The organism is Flavobacterium anhuiense (assembly GCF_050990855.1).
GTDB lineage: Bacteria > Bacteroidota > Bacteroidia > Flavobacteriales > Flavobacteriaceae > Flavobacterium > Flavobacterium anhuiense_C.
In genome coordinates this window covers 4,946,559-4,963,718 of sequence record NZ_CP158861.1, presented here as the reverse complement: position 1 = coordinate 4,963,718, position 17,160 = coordinate 4,946,559, and the positions used below count along the sequence as shown (strand labels likewise).

Here is a 17,160-nt window from a genome sequence, read left to right as displayed (position 1 = left end):
TTTTTTATTTTGAAATATACTATTCTTTTTTGGGATTTTAACAATTTTAATACAGTAAAAATCTTTTTGTGGTATTTATTTTGATTTTAATTTTGGATTATTCAAAAAACTATGAGTTTATTTCAGTACTGTTATCTCTTTCATATCTTGAAATAGCTCGTTGTAAGATCTTTTTCATACGATTTCTCAGACTTTCAGGGCGCAAAATTTCGATAGAATCTCCAAAACCTAATAGAACACGTTCCATTTCATAATTGGGTAAAAGAAAAATATGTATGATAATGCTTTGGTCTTCATTTTCTTTAATCAAACGCTGTGACGAATGCAAGGGCTTAGTGATTACATAAGGTGCATTTTTGGCATCAACCCAAAGTTCGATGCGTCTTGGTTGCAAACCCGAATTGACTGTAACGCCTATTACATTCTTATAATAAGCTTCAGCATCAAAATCTTCTTCTATATAAGGTAGATTAAAATCGTAGTCTATAGCTACAATTCTATCTAGAGCTAAATTCGTAATGGGTTGTGACGCTTTTTTCCTTCCAATAAGAAACCAGCGGTTGTTGAATTCCTTTAATATAAAAGGATGAAAATGGAATACAGTTTCTTCTCTCGATTTAAAAGATTTATACGTAATGATCAAAACCATTTTTTTGATAATTGCCTGATAAATTTCATCCAAATAATGAAGCCCTTTTAGTTTTTCATTTTTATCCAAATAAATAACTGGTTTGGTATGCGATTTCTCAGAATAGATTTTATCCTCCAATCGCTGTAAAATATCCGACACATCACTAAATAAAGAGAAATCTTTAAACTGCTTCAACATCGAAACTGTTTCAGTCAAAACATTCATATCCGTTTCCGTCAGCGGAATATCGGTTATCGAAAAATCTTCGTCTTCATATTTATAATACTTTTTGTCGTAAACTACTATTGGCGCATTATAACCCAATTTTTCACTTCGCATCATCTGAATGTCCATTTGGATAGTTCGCTTGCTGATCGGAATTTTACGGCCTTCATATTCCTCCAAAGCCTGAGAACAGCATTCGATTAAATCTTCCAATGTCCATTGCCTGTATTTATTCTGCAGACATTTGTCGATTGTTTTATAGCGTATTAAGGCGTTTTTGTTTTGTGACATATTTTTTGTTTTGCCACAAAGGCACTAAGACGCAAAGTTTTGTTTCACGCAGATTGTACAGATTTAAGCAGATTTTTTTAATCATTTTAATCCTTTAATCTGTGGCTAAAAAAAGAACTTTGCGACTCCGCGTCTTTGCGAGATTATTTTTTGCTTTCTAAAAGACTTATTTCTTTTTCAATATTTCTTCTCGCTTTCTCTTCGTATAAACTTCTGAATTCATCCGTTTGAAATATAAATTCATATTCCAGAAAATGTTTCAACGCTTTGGCTCTTCCAGGCTTGTATAGAAAATCAGGATAAATGCGATATTCCTTTCTTATTTGTTCAAAATAGATTTTATAATCGTCCCAATCTTTAGCAAGAATTTTCAAATCGAAATCAATTAGCCAATTAATATCTTCATTTTCATTATACGCATGAAGTTGTGTAGCGCAAATAGCATCAAAAACGAATTGCTTATCTAATTTGATTTTTTCAGATAAAATAGACAAAGCAAACTCGGCACTTTTCAATTCATTATCTTTTTTTGAAGCCGAATACACCACATCATGATAAAAAATAGAAAATAATATTTCGTTCGGATTTTGAAGTCTATTTCGATATATTTCAAAACTGGCGATCATTTCTTCTAAATGTGTCAGGTTATGATAATATCTTGATTTTTTGGAATATGCCTTTTCTAAAATATCCCAATTCTGCTGAATTTCTTGATTTTGAAAACCAATAATAAGAAGTAAATCGGTATAAATTTTATTCAGATTCATCTTGTTTTTTCTCAAATTTAAAATTCTTTTTTTACTGCGCAAAATAATTGCGTAGTTGTTTTAAAATCTTTGCTCAAGAAATAAAACAAGTTCTTTTACAAATTGAAATGATCAAAGGAAACTTTGAAGAAAATATCAAACAAGCCTTGTTGGGTGTTTCTGTATAGCACCATTGTAGCAGACTTTTCGCGAAAGCGTATTATGTTTTGCTATGCAGCTTGGTTTGGAGGTTTTGGTAGTTTTCCAAAAAATTATCCACCATCTATGTGTCATGGGTTCGAATCCCATTCGCAGTAATGCGGTAACTCAGTCCGGTTAGAGTAATAGAAATCTGCAGGTTCGAATCCTGCATCAACTTAGGTTGATTGGACGAATTGGTAAGTCAGCAGACTAAAATCTGCATTTCCAGAGACCATCACTCTTAAAAAGATGACTATTAGGAAAAAAACTGATTTGTCTTTGTCAGTGCAATCAAGATTTTCGAATCTGGAATTTCACACTCTGATAAAGCCTGTGCGAGTAGCAATGTGTTTTGAAATGTTTGTTTTCTTTTCGGTTTGATTGTTAAGAGAATTTAAGGATTCTCTCAATAAAATGAAATCGTAAACAATTCAGACAACCAAAGAACAAACTATTCGTCCGTTTTTCTCAGAGGAGAAAGACAATGAGGTTTTTTTATTTAGAATTAAAAGAAAAAGAAACAAGAAGTAAAAAAATAGAAGTTTACAGATTTCAGAACATGAAACGTGAAACCTGAAACAAAACAACGAATCAAACAAAACAAAAAAATAAAAACATAACCATGATTAAAAGAATAAAAATCGAAGCATTCCAAGTGGGCTTGGTGTTCGAAAACAGAAAATTAGTAAAAGTAATTGAAGAAGGATTGCACTGGATTGTTGGAAACAAAAATGTGATGATTTACGATTTAAACGGATCTTTTCAAGCGCCTTTTGAATTGGATATTTTATTGCAAAATGAAATATTAAATTCACTTTTAGAAATTGTTGAGGTTGCCGATAACGAAATTGTTTTGCAATTCGTAAAAGGAAATTTCAAAGAAGTTTTAGTGCCTGGAAAATACGCTTTTTGGAAAGGAATTGTAAAAAATGAGTTCAAAAAAGCAGATTTATCTAAAATCGAAATTACTGAAGACATTGGAGTTAATTTATTAGAAAATGCTAAAATGAGATTCTTTACAAGAAAATACGTTGTATCAAGCAATGACAAAGCGTTGTTGTTTGTAAATGGCACTTTCGTTAAAGAATTAAAATCAGGAACTCATTATTTTTGGAATAATGCAATCACAATCGAAGTTAAAACTGTAGACACAAGACAGCAACAAGTTGAAATTTCGGGTCAGGAATTGTTAACCAAAGATAAGGCTGGATTGCGAATCAATTTTTTTGTACGATACCAAGTTGTAGATATTTTGAAAGCTTTGGTTGATAATAAAGATTTCGAAAAACAATTGTATGTTACGATGCAATTGGCTTTAAGAGCCTTTATTGGAGGTTTGACTTTAGATGAATTATTGACTAGAAAAGATGCCATTGCAGATGCCATTTTAGAAGATGCAAAAACTAAAATCGAAGATTTAGGTTTAGTAATTTCTGATGCAGGAATTAGAGATGTTATCTTACCAGGTGATATGAAAGAAATCATGAACCAAGTTTTGGTTGCTGAGAAGAAAGCGCAAGCCAATAGCATTATGAGAAGAGAGGAAACTGCGGCAACAAGAAGTTTGTTAAACACAGCAAAATTGATGGAAGAAAATGAAATGTTGTGGAAATTGAAGGAGATGGAATATGTAGAAAAAATTGCTGATAAAATTGGTGAAATTACGATTTCGGGCGGTGGAAACGTAATCAGTCAATTGAAAGAAATCTTCGTGAAATAAAAAGTATTTTTATAAAAGTAAAAAATTTGTTCTCGCAGATTTAGCGGATTATACAGATATAGTAGTGAAGAAAAATCACCCTAATCTGCTAAATCTGCGAGAAACAAAAAACTTCGCGACTCAGCGACTTTGCGAGAAAAAAACATCTACGCAAAATAACTGCGCAGCAGTAAGAAACCTTTGCACCTATGAGCCTTTGGACCTATGTCCCTAAAAAAAGAAAAATGAAAACACAAATAAACGGAATAGATATATTAGAATTAGGATTTCCTGAAGGAAAAATAATTGGGATTGCCTTAAAAATAAACAGCAAAAGAAACGGATTTACGCGAGAAGAAATGATCGAGAATTATAAAAACGTTTTGGAAGCTCCGGAAAATTATATAGACGATAAAGTATTCAACAAATTGGCTTTGGCTTTAATCGAAAAATCGAATGAAAAACCAGAAGATTTTATTGCTTTAAACCAAAATCCGAATGCGTATTCGGCTTACGGATTGGATCATATCGAAGACGGTGCGAGAAAACAAATGGAGGTTGCCATGAAACTTCCTGTTACGGTTGCGGGCGCTTTAATGCCAGACGCGCATCAAGGTTACGGATTGCCGATTGGCGGAGTTTTAGCCACTAAAAACGCTATTATTCCGTATGGAGTTGGAGTTGATATTGGGTGTAGAATGGCTTTGTCGGTTTACGATATTCCAGAAGATTTTTACTTTGAAAACGAAGCTAAATTCAAAAAAGAATTAATCGCGAATTCGATTTTTGGAGCAGGCCACGGATTTCACGGTCAGTACAAATCAGATCATGCGGTTTTGGAGAACGAGACTTTCAATATGAATCCGTTTGTGAAGAATTTGAAAGATAAAGCTTGGTCGCAATTAGGATCTTCGGGTGGTGGAAACCATTTTGTGGAATTCGGAATTATGGAATTTTCTAAAGACGATGCGGTTTTGAATATTCCAAAAGGAAAATACGTGGCTTTATTGACGCATTCTGGTTCACGCGGAATGGGTGCAACAATCGCTGGACATTACACTAAAATTGCCAAAGACGAATGTAAACTTCCAGAAGTGGCGAGAAATTTGGCTTATTTGGATATGAATTCACAATTAGGTCAGGAATATTGGTTGGCGATGAATTTGGCGGGAGATTATGCTTCGGCTTGCCACGAGATTATCCATAACAAAATGGAAAGAGCTTTAGGAGCAACGATTTTAGCTAAAGTCGAAAACCACCATAATTTCGCTTGGAAAGAAATCTGGAACGGCGAAGAAGTAATCGTACATAGAAAAGGAGCAACTCCAGCCGGAAAAGGCGTTATGGGAATCATTCCAGGAAGTATGACCGCACCAGGATTTTTGGTGAGAGGAAAAGGCCAAGAAAATGCAATAAACTCCGCTTCGCATGGAGCAGGAAGACAAATGAGCAGAACGCAAGCCATAAAAAACATTACACAAACCGAGATGAAATCCATCTTGAGAGATCATGGCGTTACGCTTATCGGTGCTGGACTAGACGAAGCCCCAATGGCGTATAAAGATATCAATCAAGTCATGGAAGCCCAACAAGATTTAGTGGATGTTGTAGCCAAGTTTACACCGAAGTTAGTGAGAATGGCGGATGATGGGAGCCGAGAAGACTAAGGAGAAGAAAGAAGCAAGAGGCAAGACTTTTAAGATTTTGTTTTCTTCTTCTGAAATTTTATGAATGTGTAGAAAAGAGAGAAAAGCAAGAGAGAAAAGCAAGAGACAAGAGAAAAGAAGAAAGATAAAAAGTCTTGCCTCTTGCTTCTTTCTTCTACAAAATCTAAAAAAATAATTTTAAGGCAACTGAGAGGAAAAAACTTAGCATCTTAGCTTCTCAGAACCTTAACAACTTTAAGAAAATGACATATATAGATATCGGGATTAATTTGACCAACAAACAATTCCAAAACGACATAGACGATGTCGTACAAGACGCAATCGATGCAGATGTATCGCAGATGATACTTACAGGCACGAGCGTACGAAATAGCGAAGAATCCGCAAAGATTGCGCGACAATACCCAGGCGTGTTGTATGCGACGGCAGGAATTCACCCGCATGATGCGAAGAGTTTTGATGCGCAGAGCATTTCGAAACTAAAGAATTTATTACAGCAGAAACACGTAGTTTCTGTTGGCGAATGCGGACTCGATTTTGATCGTGATTTTTCGCCCCGAAACAAACAAGAAGAATGTTATAGAGCCCAGTTAGAATTGGCAATTGAAGTTCAGAAACCTTTGTTTTTGCACGAAAGAGCCGCTTTTAGTTCTTTTATGAATATCACAAAAGACTATCTGCCGAAACTGCCCAAAGGCGTTGTACATTGTTTTACAGGAAGTCTGCAAGAAGCCAAAACCTATCTCGATAACGGATTTTATCTGGGTTTTACCGGAGCGATTTCAGATGCCAAACGTTTCAGCCATTTAAAAGAAGTCATTCAGTACGTACCGCTCGACCGAATGATGATTGAAACCGATGCGCCTTTTATGCTTCCTAAAAATGTCCCGAACAGCCTTTTGAAGAAATGCCACGAACGACGATGCGAACCGTCTTTTCTGCCTTATGTAGCGGGAACTATCGCACAGTTTAAAGGTATTGCTTTGGATAAAGTTGCAGAGGAAACGACGAGGAATGCTAAGAGCTTTTTTGGGATTTAGATCTTAATTATAAAGATTATTTGTTGGCTTTTAAATCAGGGGTTTGTACTTGGTTTGAGGGCTTTTTGTTTATATATATTTGAGACTAATAACTAGAAAATAGTAAAAATTGTGGAAAACCGTAAAATATACTGCGGATTTTTATCCAATTTCGACTAAAGAATGAAAATTAATCCATTTAAGTAATTTGATACAAAAAATAAAAAAATATGAGTTTTAAACTATTAGCAATTAGACCGCTTGAGAGATGTAACAAAAAGTTGTTGAAGAACCTAAAAGAGAATCAAATTTATAAATTTTATAATGATTACGAATTTGTTGATGGAATAGCTACGAGAATAAAAGATTATCCAGAATCGAAATATGCAAAATTGGTCAAAAAAAAAGAAACAAATGTCCCTGAAAACTTGTATGGGGATAATATCAATGTTTCTGCAATAGTTGGAAAAAATGGTAGTGGGAAAAGTGCCTTGATAGAATTACTTATTGCAACTATTGCTAAGGTTTCTATGATTGTGGACAAAGGTTTTATTAATTCTGAAGAATTGTATTATAAGGACGAAAACAATAATAGATTTGAAGATGATGTAAAAAGGTTCAATAATAGTTTTAAGTATGATTTAAGTAATTTAAGAGCTGAAATTTATTATCAGCATAAAACAGAAGTTGCAGGAATAAATAAATCTGGAAAAGTTAAAACTTATAATAGTGGAAACATTCTAAAAATTAGATGTATTCAATTAATTGATGAAGAAATTTTTATTTATGATCAAATTAATGAATCAATTAATTTTTTTTCTCTAAATGATTTAGATGATTTAAATCCATATAATCAGCAAATTAGTCAGGAGCTTTTTTATTTCCTAAAAGATCTATTCTATACAATGGTAATCAATTATTCTCATTATGGATTTAACACTAATGAAATTGGTGAATGGGTAAAAGGAATTTTTCATAAAAATGACGGTTATCAATTACCGGTTGTTATAAATCCATATAGACATAAAGGAAATATTGATGTTAATATTGAAAAAGAGCTTGTTAAATCACGATTTCTTGTAAATATTTTACAAGAAGAAAAATTACGTACTATCCAGACAAATAAAATTATTACACATCTTACTATCGAATTGGATCATTCCAAATTTTTGTGGGATATGCGCAGTTATGGTGACAAAAGAATAAATAATACAAGAGAAGAAAAAGATCTAATTCTTAAACTAATTTTTGAAAGATTTTATATTGACAATGATGTAACTAAAAATAAAGAGAATTATTTTTTTTGGTTCGCATTTGATTATCTTTTGATAAAATTAAGAAAAATTAGTAATTATCAAATTTACAATCAATATCGGAGTTGTTTTGAAGAAAGTGTAATTGAATTTCAAGGAGAAAAAATACAGCAGTTTAAGATTATAGCTAATGATTTGTTTGTGAGTTATTTAGATTCACTAATGTCAAATTTTAGTCATGTTACTCATAAACTTAAACAGACATTATTCTTTTTGCAATATTGTTATTTAGATAAAAGCGATATTTCAGATAATGATAAAATCAAAGTGATTGATCTTGATGAACTTTATAATTGGATAAACTTAGCATATAAAAAATCATTAGAACGAGCAATCGAAAAATTTGATAAAACAGAAGATGAAATTTTTAAAAAGAAATTATTTGAGGATTTACATGTGGGTAAATTTAGCTTACAACATTCATTGCCTTCTATTTTTAAAACAGAATTTTATTTTCAAAATGAAATAACAGATAATAATTTTTCAAATTGTAGTTCAGGTGAAAAACAAAAGATTTTCAGTATACATTCTGTAATATATCATTTGAGAAATCTCATATCTGTTGCAGAAAATAATGTGGTTGGATTAAAAAATGAAATTCAGAAATTACTCACTTATCAAAACATTAATATAGTGTTTGATGAAATTGAATTATATGCCCATCCAGATTTTCAAAGAATTTTTGTAAATGATTTATTGTATTCATTGAAAACCTTGAATTTAAAAGGCTATTTTTTAAATATTATTTTTATTACGCATTCTCCATTTATATTATCAGATATTCCAAAAGAAAATATATTGTTTCTAGAAATTGAAGATGAAACAGGAAAATCTAAGCCTAGTATTTATGAAGGAGATAATACTTTTGGGGCAAATATTCATGAAATGCTAACAAATGGCTTTTTTATGGAATCTACTAAAAGTGCATTTGCCATATCAAAGATTAATGAATTTTTGGAATATTATAGAATTGCAATTCAATTAAAAAAAGGAACCGAAAAATATAAAAGTGAAGAGGAAGTTTTTGAAAGAGAAAAGGGACCTTTTTTTAAAAATTTAATTTGTTTAGTAGGAGAAGACTTTGTTAGAAAGATATTAGAAAATCAATTGCAAGAATTATATAATCATTTTGAAATTGTGTTTGAGAAAGAATTATCAGTAATCGAACTTGAGGAAAAAAGGGCTCTTTTAGAAAATGAGCTAGATGCAATTAAGAAAAAAATTGAAAATGAGAAGAATTAAATATCCTTACAGTGATAATATACAAAAAGACAAATTCAAAGATGATTATTATGATCTTTTAAAGAATAAATTTGATGTGGTAAAAATTGATACTATTTTAAAAAAGATTGATAGTGATTACACATTAAAAAAGATTTTGACAGATGATTTTCCAGAATTAATGACCATTAGTAAAAAAATTAAAAATTCTAAATATGAAAAAAAAATAAAACCTTTTTTTACTAAAAAGAGTGAGTACTTGTATGATAATTGCCAATTAAAGATTTCTTCATTTTTAATGGAAAAAAATATGGAATTGAATACATGTCATTATTGCAACATTGATTTTATAAATATTACTGAAGAACACTATCAATTTAATTCTATAAAAGATTTCGTGCTTTATGCTCCATATGATGTATTGATGTTAATAAAAGAAATTAAAAAGGATACGGCCAAAAGAATAATTAAATATAGAAAACGTTCTCATATTATAAAATGGAGTAATTTACTTAATGATTCTATTTATGATAGACTTTACAAAATGTATAAGACAAGAAAGAGTCAAGGCCTAGATTTAAGAAATATTATTATTAAGAGAAATCATTTTACTTTGGATCATGTTTTGCCAAAAAGTGAATATAATTTTCTTTCATTGAGTATATTCAATTTAGTTCCATCCTGTAATTCTTGTAATTCTAAATTTAAACACCAAAAAGAATTTACTGTAAACAATGAATTAGCCAAAATTTGTCCTTCGTCTCATAATTTTGAATGGGATGATTTAGTGAATTTTAAATTAAAATTTGACATAAATGATCCAGAATTTGAAAGAAAAATTAACGAAATTAAGGAAGTTAAAGATATAGAAATCAAGATTGATAATACATACTCTTTGTTAGGTGTTGATGAATTTATAGAAATATTTAAACTTAAATCAAGATATGAATTTCATAAATATATTTCTTTAGAAATGATAGAAAATAGAAAGTTGTATTCTGATTCAAATATAAAAGAAATATCTGATTTTTTTTTAGAGAAAGGAATATTAAAGAGTGTCGATTCTTTAAAAAAAGATATTTTTGGAAAAGAATTATTTGAAGAGAATAATGCTCCATTTGAAAAATATAAAAGAGATATAGCCCGACAATTAGGACTAATTAAATAATTTATTGTAAGAAACAAAAAGTGTGTTTCATTTTTGGAATACATACAACTTAGTTAGAGTAATTAGCGCACTAATAATAATCCCTATCTTTGCTTTCCAACTTTGATTTAATATTTTTATTCTATTTAAGTAAGTTTTTTCTTTCTTTTTAAAATAAAAGAATACCTTTGTAATGTCAAAATACAATACAAGGAGAAATCCGAAACTTAGTAAATAAGTTAACATAAACGAGCCCTCATTCACGTTGCTGGAGCTAGTGATAGCCCTAATTCCACTCCTTGTAGTGTTTTGACACAACCGAAGATGAGGGCTTCGTGCGTTTAAATATTTTCGAAAATGTCAAAAGAAAATCAAAAACCAACACATCGTGATGTAGTGCCATCCGTACTTAATTTCCTTTCAGACGAAATGTTTGATGGAGATTACAAAGAACAGCCCATGTATTTGCAGGAAATCTTCGAGCTCCTCATGCATACAGAATTTGGCGACGATCAACATTTAAGGCAAAAAATGCTAAGCTGTTTACGAACAAGCAGAAATCTGGCAGAAACTCTAGCTCCGTTTTCAGACAAGCAAATTCATAAGGCTTGCGCCAATTTAAAAATAAATTAATAAAATAGAAAACCCTGCGAATTGGTATTTGCAGGGTTTTTTATATTTTATTAAAATATTGTTTGACAGGAAGCTTATACTAAAAGGGTTAATTGCTAAGCATCACTTAACCCAAATTTCATTTTCTTGGTCATTACATTGAAAATGGAATAGCGGTTTTTTTAAAATTGTCTTTTTCTCATTGGAAATTTGCAAATTTTGAACTTTATGATACTGATAAAGTATATTTACATCATGATACGAATTATCAAATGTTTGTTTTTTTTCAACAAATAGGCGTTTTTAGATTCGTTAAAATTATATTCATCAAGTTTAGCTTCATTTAGAGAAATATACTTATAAGATGGGTTATAATATACCACATCTGTTTTTATGTCAGAAGCTTTATTTATCTCTTTTATCATCTCTAAATCTTCATTGCTTAATTTTTCAATTTTAGTTAATTCTTGATCAAATTGATTTCTAAGACGATTTCCATTTATCGTAATTACAATTGGTTCGCGAAAATTTGATTGTGAAATATAACATGCGACAAAGTCATTAAAATTATTATTGTTATTATATACATACATTTTTCTGCCTTTGGCTCCAGTGTTTTCCGATCCATAAGAAAAAGATATTTGTGACGCAGATTGATTAAATAGATGAACATTTGGAAAGGTTGTACAATTTACATCTTCATTAAAAACTCTTTGAATGGCGTGAGACTCATTTAGTCCTACAAAAGTGTCATCATTGTTAAATCCTGAAAACATTATTTTTGTGCCCTTTACAGATGGATTATGATATCCATATAAAATAAAAGGAAAATCAGGATTTTTTGGAATAAGTTTTAATAAATTGTTCTCAACATACCATTTGCCTGTTATTAAAGTTGCATATCCAACAATAATAAATGTGTTGTCATTTTGTATAAAGTAAGTTGCTCCATTTTCGTTATAATTCCCAACAATGTTTGTTTTTTTTTGAGCAATTGAACTAATAAAAAGTAGTAATGATATTGCAGTGAAATAGAATTTTATTTTTTTCATTTTAAATATAATAGGGTTTGATTTTGTAATTATTTCAGCAAAACGATAGTTTGTTTTATATTAATTTTTACGGATGCTAATTTTTCATTTCCTAGTATGGTCTAGATTTAGTAAATGATTCCTGCGACACAATTGCATCTTTCATATCAATTTCGCAGGATGCTGTTTTTAGTTTTACAGTAATCCCTTTAGTTTCTCTTGGTTTTGTGTTTCGGTCTATTCCAATTATGAAACTTATTTTTTCTCCTTCTTTAAGATTCTCAAATATGGCTTTTGATTTCTTCTCATCAAAAAACACGTCACTTTCCATGCGTCTATCGTTTACATCGTGCCAAACGATATTTACTTTACGTGGAATAGCACGTTTTTTTACGGGCATTATATTTCCATTTAAACTCAAGAAAATAGACTCAAATTCTCCATTAATATAATTTACAAGAATCGTTTCTACTTTATCCTCTGCTTTAACCTGAGGAGTTAAATTATATTCTCTAAAAAGAGTTTCCCAATACCCAAATGGAATTGTGCCATTTTTAATCTGATCTAATATTTCTTTTGGCAAATCTTCATTCATATAGTCAACATAATCTTTAATGCCAGCTTTATCTTTCATTGAAGGGTGTGCAATTTTCCAGTCGACATTATTATCTTCATGTGCCTGATAACGCCCAACAATAGTCATGTTAGATTGACTAAAAACATATAATACAACCATTCCCCCAGGAAACAAGCCAGCGTTAACAACAAAACGCTTATCTACAACTACTCCAATTTTCTTGGTTTCTTCATCCCAATAAGGGCGCTCACTGCCTTTTATCATTAAGGATTCTATTTTATCTGAATCGAGTTTGAAAATTCCTGAGTAGCTTTTGTTTTCTGTATAAGACATCCAAGTGATATCTAGCATTTTAGGAGATATACCTTCTGCAGTACCTGACGAAGAGCCATCATTGTCACCTAAGTCATAACTATTAATGATATTATCAAATGGCATATAAACATAGTCGCTTTTAGGGGTATTCCCAACTATTAAATGTCCCGAAAAAATTTCAGCTGGGTAGTTTTTAGGAGTGCAGACTGCGGCAACCCAAGAATATTGTTTTTCTTTCATCTTATTTTGACATGAGGTAAGTGTTATGTTTAACAGCATTATTAGTATCGATAATTTAAAATATTTGTCCATAATTATCCTCTTATTGTTAGTCGTTTTCTAATAATATTACTTTGATTGTCCATTTGAGGTTCCATACCTACACCATCCATATTGGCAGAGTAATGCAAGTACTTGTTTCGTAACTTTAATAAGATATTATGATCTCCCACCATAGTATTAAAATCATCTACTTCTTTTTGGGTTTGCCATATCTTTTTCCTTTTTGCTTCAATTTCTTTATTGGTATAAAATTTTAATTTTTGCTTGCCTTCAAATGCGTAGGCATGAATCCTTTTTTTAATCGTTTCAAGTATATCATCATTCGGTGAAGGAATAGCATAATCTTTTTCTAACATTTTTTCATTCCAAAGAATTTTACATTTAAGATTTCCAAACTCAGCCATTAAATGTAAAATAACAAAAGTGTATCCATTACTAAGAACTCGATCTCCTTGTAAATAATAAGGAATCAAACTCGGTAATTCTTTTAATTCGCTAGGCACAAACCAGCCCTGTTCAAGCAAATATTTTTTTTCTTCGGCAATTTTAGAGGCTGTTTCTGTAAGACTTACTGTCTCTGATCCGCTTTTGTATCCTCCGCCAATGTCTGAATGGCAACCAGGCAATGTTAATTCTATGCTATTAACTCCTGCACTGGCAATAGTGGTCAATGGGAAATTTTTACGGAATTCATCTTCAGCGGTCAAGTGCACAGTAAAACCCACATTTGGAATGGTAAGAGGGACTTTATCTTTGTCAACATCGTCAAAAACATTGTTTCCATAGGAGGATACCGTATCAAAGATACCTACAAACCTAACTATTATTCGATTAGGCTTTTCTTTGTAATTCAGTTCTTTAAAAGCTTTGCCTAAACCGCCCCAATTATAGCTTTTTTTATTGCTTACAACTTTTTTTTGGTTCAATTCATTTACAAAAATTCGCGCCGCAGCAGCTCCACGACTAAAACCAAAAACATCTAGATATAAAGTATTTATCTTTTTCTCTTTTTTCTCTTGTAATTTTGCAACAACATCAAAACATCCTTTTTCTACTTTCTCAAAAAGCCCAGTTTCCCCTTTACCATATCCCTGTCCGCGTGTAAAATCACCATAATAATCGAGTGTTCCATCCTTATTTTTGTCTGGATTTTTAGTGCCAATACCTTCAACATAAACAGAGTAATAGTGTTTATCTTTATCCTTCAAATAAGCTTTTTCTAATCTATCTACATTGGTATTGTCGTTCCCATAGCTGGTATTCGAACCGTCTTTGTTGGATGCATAAGTATTTTTTAAGCTCGGGTTTTTTCGTCTCCCTTCGATGTTTTCTCTGTTGTTTGAGGTTCCATCAAAAAAAACGCCTATATAAACATTGTAAACTTCTTTATCATCTTCTTTAGGAGGCACAAAACGTGGTTCTCCAAATGCTATATTTGACATACTATTATGATTTATTACCTCTTATGTTTATTTTTTTGTTTGAAATCAAAGTCAAGTTTTCTTTTGTAGCAACAATCTCTACTTTTCCGCTTGTTTCATCCATTACTTTTGCAAAAGAGATATATGTGTTTTTGATTTTTATATTCAAATTTTTAGCTGATTTATAAATTGCCATATGAATGATTTTAAAATAAATTAGAGGATTCCGCACTGTTTATATCAACTCTTTTTTGTGAACTTTCTAAAAGCATATTTTCACTTGTACTGGTGATTGTAACTTCTTCAGCAAACTGTGTAGATTCGTGTGAGCTTCTAGTATAGTTGTCTCTTATTGTTTCTGTCTTGTTGTCACTTCTTTCAGAAATATTTCCTTCAGCACTGATAAAAATACTATTTCCTATTTCCTGCGTCATATTGTTGTCTGCAATGATATCAATATCAGTTCCCGCTTTTAATGTAATACTCTCACTCGCCTCAAAAACAATTTTTTTAGCGCGAATCGTTATAGTTTCAGGAGAAGTCACATTAATATTTTTACCTTCCTCATCAAGTTGAATTTCATTTCCACTAGGATCAGAAAGCCAAATGCCAATTTTTTCTACAAATTTGAATAACTGCCCAAAACGAAGTTTCCAACCTTTAATGCTGTTGTCCTCCTCAAAAAAATCGGGAATTTGTTCACCATTGTAATGCGTCCCCATCACATAAGGACGTTCCACATTGCCACCTTCAAACCCTACAAGTACTTCCTCACCAATTTCGGGGATAAAATAAAATCCTTTCCCTGAGCCAGAATGAGGCTGAATCATACGCATCCAATCACTGCTATTTCCCCAGCCGTTCCAATAAAAATCGACTTTTACACGTCCTAATTTTTCGGGATCATTATTGTCAGTTACTTTTGCAGACTGGTTTTCAGCATTTGCATTTGTTTTTGGATTAGTATAATGCGGCACTGCCACATCTTCGGGAATAGCTTTAAATTCACAGCTGTAATTTCCGTTTACTTCAGAATGGTGTGTCACTTCTATGGCAATCAATTCATGTTCGACTATTTTGTTTTGAAGCGTAAAAACCTGCCCAACGCCAATTGGATAATATGAAATGCCACTATAGAATACGCTGTTTGCATCTTTAGCCTGAGTCTGCAGTCTGACCATTTCTTCAATCTCTTCCTTGTCATTTGCGTTGTTAGTATAGCTCCCAACGCCACGATTTCGGGGCGCGACAGACGATTGGTTGAACCTCATTGAAACGGCAAATCTATCACGGCTTCCAGTATTGGTCTTTTCTTCTGAATTGCGGATACTAGATGCTGTACTGTAATCATACCCGCCAAAAGAGGTTTTATGGGAAACTAAATTGGTTTCAATCGTAAATTGATGGAGCGATGATCCGTTAATAAGCTTTACTTGGCTCTGTTTAGTCTGGCCGAACTGCATGCGCATTCCGTCAAAATAGAACCATTGTCCGTATCGCGTGGCAAGCCTTTTTAAGAAATTAAAACTGGTTTCGTTATACTGCGGCTTATTCGAAAACTCTTTTTTATAAGTGGGAACAATTGCTTCACGCTGATAAAACTCTCCTGAGTTGGTTTCGGCAAAGATTTCCAGCGCAATCTGCTGAAGGTTTCGGTTGAGAAAAATTCTGGATTTTTCATTATCATCCAAAAAAACGGTATGGCTTATTCCGTAAACATGAAGTCCCGCCGGACTTCCATGAAGATCGACTGATTTTAATCCTTTAATAATTCCTTTTGACATCAGTCTGATGCTGCCGACTTTGAATGTAAAAATGACTTCGCTGCCAATATGTTTGCTGATGGCTTTTTCCTGATCTTCTGGGTCAATTATCGCTTTTCCGGTGTACTGCCAAGTAAACGAAAAATAATGGTGATCGGCCATTTTCTGCGAAAGCTTAAAATCGTAATAAATGATATTTTTTTCGAAAGAACTGATCGAAATATGAACTTGTTCTGAGAATTTTGACATATTTTTTGGCTTATAGTTTCTAATGCTTGTAAAGTACATTTATATGTATTAGATACTCCATCCTTAAAAGTCATTAATCTATTACAATAAGACAATTTTTATCTAGGAACCAATAAAACCTAAACTCTGCCAATACGAATTGTTAAGGTGTTTTTTTTGCAATCAAATCGTACTTTTAATTCGCAAGATTTTTTAACAGTTAAAAGATGTTATTTTAAGAAAAAAATAATGTAAAATTCCTATTTTACAGCTTCAAAATAAAAGCCAGTAAAGATGAATCTAAGCATCTCAGTTAAACAATTAGGAAAAAAACATCCGCTTCTTCAGGAAAAAAATATCGCTTTAGCGCTAGAAAGCCCTGTTATTACCACACAAAAACTCATAGAATCGATTGTGGATCATCAGGTACAATTGTTCCGTTCTGCTTCATTTGAGTTTGAAGACGAAGACAAAATTCATCTTCCAAAAGAACATTATTTACCCATTCTGACCGATACCGGAAAAGTAGGTTTCGGCGCGCTGTACAACCACAATCAAGTCGATTTGGCTAAAGCGCAGGAAAATGCCATCCAAGCTTTTGAAGACGGAATGTACGCTGTTTTCTACGGAGACGACCAGCTGGAAACACTAACCGAACAAATCGATTTATCTCAAAATAAAAACCTCACTTTTATCAGGCTGACTTTCTTGGCGGGAAGCTATTGGTAATTGTAAATTGTTAATGGTGAATTGTTAATTGTAAAATGTGAA

At 31.9% G+C, this 17,160-nt stretch carries 14 protein-coding genes; 7 read left to right on the top strand and 7 right to left on the bottom strand.

Annotation, left to right across the window (positions count from 1 at the left end; all coding sequences use genetic code 11):
- Positions 1 to 109: 109 nt before the first annotated feature.
- Both ABTV69_RS21430 and ABTV69_RS21425 read right to left on the bottom strand, forming a co-directional pair.
- Positions 110 to 1,147, bottom strand: coding sequence for a helix-turn-helix transcriptional regulator (locus tag ABTV69_RS21430; protein WP_433832475.1), 1,038 nt, complete (start codon positions 1,145 to 1,147; stop codon positions 110 to 112).
- A 143-nt stretch (positions 1,148 to 1,290) separates the two neighbouring features.
- On the bottom strand, positions 1,291 to 1,914 hold the full coding sequence (locus ABTV69_RS21425; protein WP_433832473.1) for an HD domain-containing protein: 624 nt from the start codon (positions 1,912 to 1,914) through the stop codon (positions 1,291 to 1,293).
- A gap of 802 nt (positions 1,915 to 2,716) precedes the next feature.
- Between ABTV69_RS21425 and ABTV69_RS21420 the strand changes: the two genes are divergently transcribed.
- The 6 genes from ABTV69_RS21420 to ABTV69_RS21395 all read left to right on the top strand — a co-directional run bounded on the left by ABTV69_RS21420 (position 2,717) and on the right by ABTV69_RS21395 (position 10,793).
- The gene (locus ABTV69_RS21420) at positions 2,717 to 3,814 is read left to right on the top strand and encodes a slipin family protein (protein WP_433832471.1); all 1,098 of its coding nucleotides are present in this window, start codon (positions 2,717 to 2,719) and stop codon (positions 3,812 to 3,814) included.
- 224 nt (positions 3,815 to 4,038) lie between these two features.
- On the top strand, positions 4,039 to 5,460 hold the full coding sequence (locus tag ABTV69_RS21415) for an RtcB family protein (RefSeq protein ID WP_433832469.1): 1,422 nt from the start codon (positions 4,039 to 4,041) through the stop codon (positions 5,458 to 5,460).
- Positions 5,461 to 5,702: 242 nt separating this feature from the next.
- Positions 5,703 to 6,500, top strand: a complete 798-nt coding sequence (locus ABTV69_RS21410) for a TatD family hydrolase (RefSeq protein ID WP_433832467.1) — start codon at positions 5,703 to 5,705, stop codon at positions 6,498 to 6,500.
- Between the two features lie 209 nt (positions 6,501 to 6,709).
- Complete coding sequence (locus ABTV69_RS21405) at positions 6,710 to 9,034, top strand: hypothetical protein (RefSeq protein WP_433832465.1); 2,325 nt, start codon at positions 6,710 to 6,712, stop codon at positions 9,032 to 9,034.
- Positions 9,021 to 10,181: an HNH endonuclease gene (locus tag ABTV69_RS21400; protein WP_433832463.1), complete on the top strand. Its 1,161-nt coding sequence runs from the start codon at positions 9,021 to 9,023 to the stop codon at positions 10,179 to 10,181. Before ABTV69_RS21405 ends, ABTV69_RS21400 begins: the two co-directional genes overlap by 14 nt.
- 336 nt (positions 10,182 to 10,517) lie before the next feature.
- Complete coding sequence (locus ABTV69_RS21395) at positions 10,518 to 10,793, top strand: hypothetical protein (RefSeq protein ID WP_433832461.1); 276 nt, start codon at positions 10,518 to 10,520, stop codon at positions 10,791 to 10,793.
- 227 nt (positions 10,794 to 11,020) lie between these two features.
- Here ABTV69_RS21395 and ABTV69_RS21390 read toward each other — a convergent pair whose 3' ends face one another.
- From ABTV69_RS21390 to ABTV69_RS21370, 5 genes are all read right to left on the bottom strand, one after another.
- Entirely contained in the window at positions 11,021 to 11,824 is an 804-nt protein-coding gene (locus ABTV69_RS21390; protein WP_433832459.1) for a hypothetical protein, read from the bottom strand.
- Between the two features lie 91 nt (positions 11,825 to 11,915).
- Positions 11,916 to 12,974: a DUF2931 family protein gene (locus ABTV69_RS21385; RefSeq protein ID WP_433832457.1), complete on the bottom strand. Its 1,059-nt coding sequence runs from the start codon at positions 12,972 to 12,974 to the stop codon at positions 11,916 to 11,918.
- A 35-nt stretch (positions 12,975 to 13,009) separates the two neighbouring features.
- The gene (locus tag ABTV69_RS21380) at positions 13,010 to 14,386 is read right to left on the bottom strand and encodes a T6SS phospholipase effector Tle1-like catalytic domain-containing protein (protein ID WP_433832455.1); all 1,377 of its coding nucleotides are present in this window, start codon (positions 14,384 to 14,386) and stop codon (positions 13,010 to 13,012) included.
- Positions 14,387 to 14,423: 37 nt separating this feature from the next.
- Complete coding sequence (locus ABTV69_RS21375) at positions 14,424 to 14,594, bottom strand: hypothetical protein (RefSeq protein ID WP_433832453.1); 171 nt, start codon at positions 14,592 to 14,594, stop codon at positions 14,424 to 14,426.
- Between the two features lie 10 nt (positions 14,595 to 14,604).
- Positions 14,605 to 16,410: a type VI secretion system Vgr family protein gene (locus ABTV69_RS21370; RefSeq protein ID WP_433832451.1), complete on the bottom strand. Its 1,806-nt coding sequence runs from the start codon at positions 16,408 to 16,410 to the stop codon at positions 14,605 to 14,607.
- A 273-nt stretch (positions 16,411 to 16,683) separates the two neighbouring features.
- Between ABTV69_RS21370 and ABTV69_RS21365 the strand changes: the two genes are divergently transcribed.
- Positions 16,684 to 17,118, top strand: coding sequence for a hypothetical protein (locus tag ABTV69_RS21365; protein WP_433832447.1), 435 nt, complete (start codon positions 16,684 to 16,686; stop codon positions 17,116 to 17,118).
- Positions 17,119 to 17,160 lie beyond the last annotated feature (42 nt).

What these genes read in the sequence shown, in the direction of transcription:
- ABTV69_RS21370 (WP_433832451.1), bottom strand. Translation starts at nt 16,410, where the DNA reads ATGTCAAAATTCTCAGAACAAGTTCATATTTCGATCAGTTCTTTCGAA.
- ABTV69_RS21375 (WP_433832453.1), bottom strand. Translation starts at nt 14,594, where the DNA reads ATGGCAATTTATAAATCAGCTAAAAATTTGAATATAAAAATCAAAAAC.
- ABTV69_RS21420 (WP_433832471.1), top strand. Translation starts at nt 2,717, where the DNA reads ATGATTAAAAGAATAAAAATCGAAGCATTCCAAGTGGGCTTGGTGTTC.
- ABTV69_RS21410 (WP_433832467.1), top strand. Translation starts at nt 5,703, where the DNA reads ATGACATATATAGATATCGGGATTAATTTGACCAACAAACAATTCCAA.
- ABTV69_RS21425 (WP_433832473.1), bottom strand. Translation starts at nt 1,914, where the DNA reads ATGAATCTGAATAAAATTTATACCGATTTACTTCTTATTATTGGTTTT.
- ABTV69_RS21405 (WP_433832465.1), top strand. Translation starts at nt 6,710, where the DNA reads ATGAGTTTTAAACTATTAGCAATTAGACCGCTTGAGAGATGTAACAAA.
- ABTV69_RS21400 (WP_433832463.1), top strand. Translation starts at nt 9,021, where the DNA reads ATGAGAAGAATTAAATATCCTTACAGTGATAATATACAAAAAGACAAA.
- ABTV69_RS21415 (WP_433832469.1), top strand. Translation starts at nt 4,039, where the DNA reads ATGAAAACACAAATAAACGGAATAGATATATTAGAATTAGGATTTCCT.
- ABTV69_RS21430 (WP_433832475.1), bottom strand. Translation starts at nt 1,147, where the DNA reads ATGTCACAAAACAAAAACGCCTTAATACGCTATAAAACAATCGACAAA.
- ABTV69_RS21385 (WP_433832457.1), bottom strand. Translation starts at nt 12,974, where the DNA reads ATGCTGTTAAACATAACACTTACCTCATGTCAAAATAAGATGAAAGAA.
- ABTV69_RS21390 (WP_433832459.1), bottom strand. Translation starts at nt 11,824, where the DNA reads ATGAAAAAAATAAAATTCTATTTCACTGCAATATCATTACTACTTTTT.
- ABTV69_RS21365 (WP_433832447.1), top strand. Translation starts at nt 16,684, where the DNA reads ATGAATCTAAGCATCTCAGTTAAACAATTAGGAAAAAAACATCCGCTT.
- ABTV69_RS21395 (WP_433832461.1), top strand. Translation starts at nt 10,518, where the DNA reads ATGTCAAAAGAAAATCAAAAACCAACACATCGTGATGTAGTGCCATCC.